This is a genomic window from Cellulomonas bogoriensis 69B4 = DSM 16987 (assembly GCF_000767165.1).
Taxonomy (GTDB): Bacteria; Actinomycetota; Actinomycetes; order Actinomycetales; family Cellulomonadaceae; genus Actinotalea; species Actinotalea bogoriensis.
In genome coordinates, this window is sequence record NZ_AXCZ01000131.1 from 1 (window position 1) to 7,874 (window position 7,874).

Consider the following 7,874-nt stretch of genomic DNA (forward strand, 5'->3'; position numbering starts at 1 on the left):
CGGGCCGCCAGTGCCGCGATCTCCGGGCGCAGGGGCAACCCCGTGACCTGGCCGCCGGCCAGCGCGGTGCCGGGGAACGTGACACCGACCGCGGCGGCCCACCGTGCGCCCAGCCGGTTGGCGAGCCCGGGTCGGGCGTTCTGCTCGTGGATCACCACCGGGACTCCCAGCCGACGCGCAGCGAGGTAGGCGGGGGTCGAGACGTAGCCGCCGAAGCCCACGACGACCTGACTGCCCTCGTCGCCGATCACCTGGGCCGCCAGGTCCACGGCCTGCCGCAGGCGCGCAGGCAGCGCGAGCCAGTCGGCGGTGGGTCGCCGGGGCAGCGGCACCCTCGGGATCTCGACGAGGTCGTACCCGCGAGCAGGCACGAGCTCGGCCTCCAGGCCCTGGGCCGTCCCCAGGACGGCCACCCGCGTCGTGGGGCGTCGCCGCCGCAGCTCGTCGGCCACGGCGAGCAGGGGGTTGACGTGACCGGCGGACCCGCCACCGGCCAGGAGCACCGACTCAAGCACGGGGACCTCCGGGAGCGTCAGGGGCCAGCTCACGCACAGCGGCCGCGAACAGCTCACCGCGCTGGGCGTAGGAGTCGAACTGATCCATCGAGGCGCACGCGGGGGCGAGCAGCACCGTTGCGCCCGGGCGGCTCATCCGCCGGGCCTCGTGGACGGCGCGGGTCATCACCGCCCCAGTGTCGGCCGGGTCCACCCGCACCACCGGGACCCCGGGCGCGTGTCGGGTGAGGGCCTCGGCGAGCGGAGCGGCGTCCACACCGATCAGGACCACTCCCACCAGGCGCTCCGCGTGGGTGCGCACGAGCTCCTCGAACCGGGCTCCCTTGGCCAGGCCCCCGGCGATCCACACCACCGAGCCGGGGGGGAACGAGGCGAGCGCCGCCGACGCCGCGTGGGCATTGGTGGCCTTGGAGTCGTCGACGAAGACCACGTCGTCGACGACCCCGACGGGGCGGGTGCGGTGCGCCCCCGGTGCGAACGCCCGCAGACCAGCGGCGACCGCCTCCGTGGGGACCCCGTGTGCCCGGGCCAGGGCGGACGCCGCGAGGGCGTTCTCGATTACGTGCGGGGCAGGCGTCCCGGAGGGACCGGCGAGGTGCGACAGGTCGTCCACGGTGGCCAGCTCGGCCGCTGTCGAGGCGCGACGAGGGTCGTCGGCAGGCGCGTGGAACGCCCTGTCCACGAGAAGGCTCTCCACGACCCCGAGCTGGCCGGGGCCAGGGGCGCCGAGCGTGGTGCCCACCGCTCGCGCGCCCTCGGTGACCTCGGCCTCACCCACCAGTCGCTCCAGCCGGCCGTCTCGGGCCGGGTACACGCACGCGACCTCAGCGCCGGTCAGGACGCGGGCCTTCGCCGCTGCGTAGGCCTCCATCGACCCGTGCCAGTCCAGGTGGTCGTCGGCGAGGTTCAGCAGGGCCGCGGCCCTGGCCCGAACCGTGTGGGTGAAGTGCAGCTGGAAGCTCGACAGCTCGACGGCGAGGACGTCGTGCGCAGGGTCCTGGACCGCCTCGACGACCGGGGTGCCCACGTTCCCGACCGCAGGCGCCCGCAGGCCGGCGGCCTGCAGGATCGAGGAGAGCATGCCCACCGTCGTCGTCTTGCCGTTGGTGCCGGTCAGCGCCAGCCACGGTGCAGGTCCACGCCCACCGCGGGACGCCCGCGTCCGCCACGCCAGCTCGACCTCGCTCCACACGGGGACCCCGCGCGTCACGGCAGCGGCGAGTAGAGGCCCGTCGGGTCGCCATCCCGGGGAGGCCACGACCAGGTCGAAGTCGGTCGGGTCCAGCGCGCCATCGTCCTGGAGGTCGGCGTCCTCGGCCCGGTGGTCCAGCGTCCAGACCTTGGCACCGTGGTGGCGCAGCACCTCGGACGCCGCGCGACCGGACACACCGAGCCCGGCCACCAGGACCCGGGCGCCGTCCAGGTCACCGGCCCGGGGGACGACCCCGGGCACTAGCCCGCCACCCACTCTGCATAGAACACACCGACACCGACCGCGACGAACAGCCCGGCGATGATCCAGAACCTGATGACGATCGTGACCTCTCCCCACCCCGAGAGCTCGAAGTGGTGATGCAGGGGCGCCATCTTGAACACCCGTCTGCCGGTGAGCTTGAAGAACCCGATCTGGATCACGTCGGACAGCACCACCAGCACGAACAGACCGCCGATGATGGCGGCGAGGACCTCCGTGCGGGACAGGATCGAGAGCCCGGCCAGCGCACCACCCAGCGCCAGGGATCCGGTGTCCCCCATGAAGATCTTGGCCGGGGAGGCGTTCCACCACAGGAACCCGAAGCAGGCCCCGGTGATCGCCGCGGCGACGATCGCCAGCTCCAACGGGTCTCGCACCTCGTAGCAGCGCGGACCGGCGCTCAGCGCCGACTGGCACCGCTGGTTGAACTGCCAGACACCGACGATCACGTACGCGCCGAACACGATCAGCGACACCCCGGTCGCCAGGCCGTCGAGCCCGTCGGTGAGGTTCACCGCGTTCGACCACGCCGTGATGAGGAAGTTCGCCCAGATCACGAACAGGATCAGCCCCAGCGTCGCGCCTGCGAACGCCAGGTCCAGGTTCGTGTCCCGGATGAACGAGATCTTGGTGGAGGCGGGCGTCCGGTAGTTCTCGCTGGGGAAGCTCAGCGCCGCGACCGCGAACGTCACGCCGACCAGGCCCTGCCCGATGATCTTCCATCGTGCCTGCAGGCCGAGGCTCCGCTGGCGGGAGATCTTGATGAAGTCGTCGAGGAACCCGACCAGACCCAGCCCGGTCATCAGGAACAGAACCAGCACCGCGGACGCGCTCGGCAGGCTCCCGCGCTGCAGGCTCGCACCCGCGAACCCGATCAGGGTGGCGGCGATGATGACGACGCCGCCCATCGTGGGCGTACCCCGCTTGGTGTAGTGCGCCGTCGGTCCGTCCTGGCGGATGAACTGCCCGTACTGCTTGCGTACGAGCAGGCGGATGAACAGCGGCGTGGCCAGCAGGGTGACGAGCAGCGAGAGGCCGCCCGCGACCAGGACCGCGATCACGCCTGGCCCTCCGCGACGAGGAGGTCCGCCAGTCGCCACAGCCCCGCACCGTGCGAGGACTTGACCAGGACCACGTCCCCCGCCCGCAGCTCGGACCGCAACCACTGGGCGGCGGCGTCGACGTCGGGCAGGAGGCGGGACTCCTCACCCCAGGACCCCTCCTGGACGGCGCCGGTGTGGATCGCGCGTGCACCGTCGCCCACGACCACCAGGCGTGACACGTCCAGGCGCACCGCCAGGCGCCCGATGCGGTCATGGGCGTCGACGGAGTCCTCGCCCAGCTCGAGCATCTCGCCCAGGACCGCGACGGTCCGGCGCCCCCGACCCCGGACGGCCAGCGCCTGCAGGGCGGCCCGGACCGAGTCCGGGTTGGCGTTGTAGGAGTCGTCGATGACGGTCACCCCGTCGGGCCGTTCGGTGACCTGCATGCGGTGCGGGCTCAACGCCCGCGCACCGGACAGCCGCTCGGCAAGGACCGCCAGGTCCAGGCCGAGGACCCGGCACGCCGCGACCGCCGCGAGTGCGTTGTGCACGTGGTGCGCGCCGACCAACGTCAGGTGCGCCGACGCCGAGGCGTCGCCGTGCTCCAAGGTCATGCGGGCACGCCCCTGGTCGTCCAGCGACACGTCGACCGCACGGACGTCCGCCCGGCGGTCCTCCCCGAAGGTGAGCACCGGGCCCGGCGCCACCGCAGCCATCGCCGCGACCCGTGCGTCGTCCACGTTCAGCACCGTGGTGCCGCCCGGCAGCAGACCGACGACGATCTCGGCCTTGGCACGTGCGACCGCCTCGATGCCCCCGAACTCCCCCAGGTGGGCCGAACCGACCTTGAGGACGACGGCCACGTCCGGCGGGGCGATGTCGGTCAGGTACGCGATGTGCCCCACACCGCTGGCGCCCATCTCCAGCACCAGGTGCCGGGTGGTCGCGTCCGCACGCAGCACCGTCAGCGGCAGACCGATCTCGTTGTTGAAGGACCGCTCCGGCCACACCGTGGGGCCGTCGGCCTCGAGCAGCTGGGCGAGCACGTCCTTGGTCGTCGTCTTGCCGACCGATCCCGTCACCGCCACGACGTCCAGGTCGCCGGCACGTCGTAGCCGCGCGAGCACCTCCTTGGCCAGGACACCCAGTGCCACCGTGACGTCCTCGACCAGGATCATGGGCACCACCTGGTCTGCCTCGTCCCGGACCTCGCGGGACCCGAGGACCACCGCTGCGCCCGAGTCGACCGCCTGGGCCGCGAAGGCGTGCCCGTCGACCTGCTCGCCCGCGATCGCCGCGAACAGGGAACCCGGGACCACCTGCCGGGAGTCGGTCACCACGGGGCCGGTCACGTCGGCTGGGTCCCCGACCAGCCGCCCCCCGGTCACTGCGGCGATCTCGGCAGGGCTCAGGTCGATCACTCGTCGTTCTCCGCGCTGGTCGTGGAAGCGGCCCGGACGGTCTCGAGGAACACGTCGCGGTCGTTGTACCGGTGGAAGACCCCGGCGACCTCCTGGGTGGGCTCGTGCCCCTTGCCCGTGACGATCACCGTGTCCTGGGACCCTGCGAGCCCTGTGGCGAACCGTACAGCCTCGGCCCGCGGGGCGACCTCGTGCACGTCGGCGAGCCCGGGACGTACCCCGCGCACACCCTCCAGGACGGCGGCGCGGATGCTCGAGGGCTCCTCCGAGCGGGGGTTCTCATCGGTGACGACCAGGACGTCGGCACCACGTGCCGCGGCCTCGCCGAGCAGGGGTCGCTTGCCCCGGTCGCGGTCGCCGTCCGAGCCGAAGACCACCACCAGACGCCCGGGCGTGATGGGACGCACCGAGTCCAGGGCGAGGGCCAGCGCCTCAGGGGTGTGCGCGTAGTCGACCAGGCACAACGGCCACGTGCCGTCACGCTCGACCACGCGCTCCATGCGGCCCGGGATCCCCCCGGCCCTGCCGACGGACTCGACCGCACGCTCGAGCGTGAGGCCCGCCCGGTGCGCCATCACCACGGCCAGGGCCGCGTTCGAGACGTTCACCAACCCGGGCAACGGGCTCGTGGCCCGGACCGCCACACCGCCCGGACCGGTGAGCGTGAACGTGGAGCCCACCCCGTCCAGGCCCACCTCCGCCCCGCTCACGCGCCAGTCCGCCTCCGTGGTCGTGGTGGAGCGGGTGGCCAGCGTGTCCACGGGGACCTGGGCCTCACGGGCCATCCGCTCTCCCCACGGGTCGTCCACGCACACGACCGCCCGGCGGGCCTGGTCGGGGGCGAGGAGTCGGGCCTTGTCGCGGAAGTAGCCCTCCATGTCGCCGTGGAAGTCCAGGTGGTCGCGCTGGAGGTTGGTGAACCCGACGACGTCGAACTGCAGGCCGCCGACCCGGTGAAGGGCCAGGGCGTGCGAGGACACCTCCATGGAGCACGCGGTGATGCCCTCCTGGACCATGCGCGCGAACAACCCGTGCAGCACGGGGGCCTCGACGGTCGTGCGTGGGCTCTCGACCGTGCGGTCACCGACCCGCAGCTCGACCGTGCCGATCATCCCGGTGGATCCGTGCTCGGCCGCGAGCGCGGCCTCGACGAAGTACGCGGTGGTGGTCTTGCCGTTGGTGCCGGTGACGCCCGTGACGACAAGGCGCCGGGCGGGGTGGTCGTACAGCCAGGCCGAGACCGCACCCAGCAGCTCCCGGGGCGCTCGGGTGACGAGCACAGGCACCTCGGTGGAGACCCCCCGTACGACGTCCGCACCGGCCTCGTCGGTGAGCACCGCCACCGCACCCGCGGACAGGGCCTGGTCCACGAAGCGCGCCCCGTGGGTCCGCAGACCAGGCAGGGCCGCGAACAGGTCACCGGGCTCGACCTCGGCCGAGCCGACCGCGACCCCGCTCAGCACGGGGTCGGCGGCCGAGGGCCCGTCGATCAGGACGAGGTCACCGCTGAACGCCTCGAGGAGGTCGTTGAGGTGACGGGAGGGTCGATGCTCCGGGCGCATCAGGCCGACGGGGGACGTCACGCGGGCGAATCTACCGCCCGGCACGGGGCCCATGCGCGATCACTCGTAGGTGCTGGGGAAAAGGTCGGGCTCGGCCGCGCTCGGGGCGACACCCAGGTACTGGAGGGCGAACCCGGTCACCTCGGAGAACAGCGGCGCCGCGACGACGCCACCGTAGATCGAGGTTCGGGGGTCGTAGAGCACGACGTTCACCACCAGCCGCGGGTCCTCCACGGGGGCGACGCCGATGAAGGAGGCGACGTGCTTGACCACACCGCCGCCCTCGAAGGCCTGCGCCGTGCCGGTCTTCCCCCCCACGCGATACCCGGGCACGGCGGCGTTGGACCCGGTGCCGTCGGCGACGGCACTCTCGAGCATGCTCACCACCGCGCGGGCGGTCTCCTTGCTCACGACGCGCTCCTGGTCCACGTCGACGGGGTCCAGCTCGCCGTCGGGCCCCTGCACGCCCTTGACCAGGTGCGGCTGGACCCGGACGCCGTCGTTGGCCAGCGTGGCGAACACCTGGGTCGACTGCAGCGTCGTGGCCGCGACTCCCTGCCCGAACAGCACCGCGTGCTGGGTGCGCCGGTCCCACCGCTCGTGGTCGTGCAGGAGGCCGGCCGACTCCCCGGGCAGGCCGACCCCGGTCGTGCGACCGAAGCCGAACCTGCTCAGGTACTCGTGGCGGACGTCGTTGGGCAGGCGCTCCCCCGCCATCAGGGTTCCGGTGTTCGACGACATCGCCAGGATGCCGGTCAGCGTCAGGTCCAGGACCTCGTGGTCGTCGGAGTCCCGGAACGTCTGACCGGACACGGTGTACCGGTCCGGCACACGGAACCTCGACGTCGGCTCGGCCAGACCCTCCTCCAGGACGGCGGCCATCGTGATGGCCTTCGCCGTGGACCCGGGCTCGTACACCGTCCATGCCGAGCGACTCCCGCGGTCGTCCGCGTCCCACGACCCCGGGTCGTTCGGGTCCACGGCGCCGGAGTCGGCAAGCACGAGGATCTCCCCGGTGCGTACGTCCATGACCTGGATCGCGCCCCACTGCGCCCCGGTCTCCTCGACCTGCTCGTCCAGGACCTGCTGGGCCATGAACTGCAGGTCCCGGTCCAGGGTCGTCACGAGGGTGCCGCCCGCCACCGCCGGCACGAAGCCGCGCTCACCGGTCGGGATCCGCTGGCCCCGCGCACCGCGCTCGAAGGTCTGCGACCCCGGGGTCCCGGTCAGTGCCTCGTCGAAGAGCTGCTCCAGACCCGCCTGGCCCGCTCCCTCGGCCCCGACGAACCCCAGGACGTTGCCCGCCGTGGTGCCGGCCGGGTAGATCCGGTCGGTGGTGCGGTCGCCCCCGACCCCTGGGACGCGTTCCTTGCGCACCTGCTCGTAGACGTCCGGCGCCACCGACCGCGCCAGGTACACGAACCCGCGCTTGTCGTCCGGGTCGTCCGGTCCCCACAGCCGCGCGGCCAGCTCGGCCTCGGGCACGTCGAGCAGCCCTGCCAGCGTCGTGGCGACCTCGGGGAGACGGTCCGGGTCCATCTCCTCGCTGACGACCCGCTGGTTGGCGTGGATGTCGTAGCGCACCACGGACGTGGCGAGCACGACGCCGTTGGTGTCGACGATGTCCCCCCGGTCCGCGGGTACGGCCACCGTGTGCAGACGCCGGTCGAAGGCCTCGGCCGCGATCGCCTGCCCGTCGACCGCCTGGACCTGCACCAGCCGGACCACCAGGACCAGGAGCATCAGCATCACCACGGCCAGCAGGATCCGCTGGCGCACGTGCGGCTCCGCCGGCGCGAGGACGGCGGCAGGACGGCCGGCGGGGCGTGAGGGTCGCGCCGTGGGCACCCGGCTGGCCG

At 72.9% G+C, this 7,874-nt stretch carries 6 protein-coding genes; all 6 read right to left on the reverse strand.

Features of this window, described 5'->3' with window-relative positions:
* The coding region (locus N869_RS11070; RefSeq protein WP_035061568.1) for a UDP-N-acetylglucosamine--N-acetylmuramyl-(pentapeptide) pyrophosphoryl-undecaprenol N-acetylglucosamine transferase at window positions 1-515 on the reverse strand (515 nt) is incomplete at its 3' end.
* Window positions 508-1,968: a UDP-N-acetylmuramoyl-L-alanine--D-glutamate ligase gene (murD, locus tag N869_RS11075; RefSeq protein ID WP_035061559.1), complete on the reverse strand. Its 1,461-nt coding sequence runs from the start codon at window positions 1,966-1,968 to the stop codon at window positions 508-510. The genes murD and N869_RS11070, both read right to left, overlap by 8 nt.
* Window positions 1,968-3,050 (reverse strand): phospho-N-acetylmuramoyl-pentapeptide-transferase, encoded by a 1,083-nt coding sequence (gene mraY / locus N869_RS11080; RefSeq protein ID WP_035061562.1) that lies wholly within the window; start codon window positions 3,048-3,050, stop codon window positions 1,968-1,970. Before mraY ends, murD begins: the two co-directional genes overlap by 1 nt.
* Window positions 3,047-4,453: a UDP-N-acetylmuramoyl-tripeptide--D-alanyl-D-alanine ligase gene (locus N869_RS11085; RefSeq protein WP_035061565.1), complete on the reverse strand. Its 1,407-nt coding sequence runs from the start codon at window positions 4,451-4,453 to the stop codon at window positions 3,047-3,049. The genes mraY and N869_RS11085 overlap by 4 nt, the downstream gene beginning before the upstream one ends.
* Window positions 4,450-6,036, reverse strand: a complete 1,587-nt coding sequence (locus N869_RS11090) for a UDP-N-acetylmuramoyl-L-alanyl-D-glutamate--2,6-diaminopimelate ligase (RefSeq protein WP_052105450.1) — start codon at window positions 6,034-6,036, stop codon at window positions 4,450-4,452. The genes N869_RS11085 and N869_RS11090 overlap by 4 nt, the downstream gene beginning before the upstream one ends.
* A 39-nt stretch (window positions 6,037-6,075) precedes the next feature.
* On the reverse strand, window positions 6,076-7,874 hold a 1,799-nt coding region (locus tag N869_RS11095; protein WP_035061575.1), incomplete at its 5' end, for a peptidoglycan D,D-transpeptidase FtsI family protein.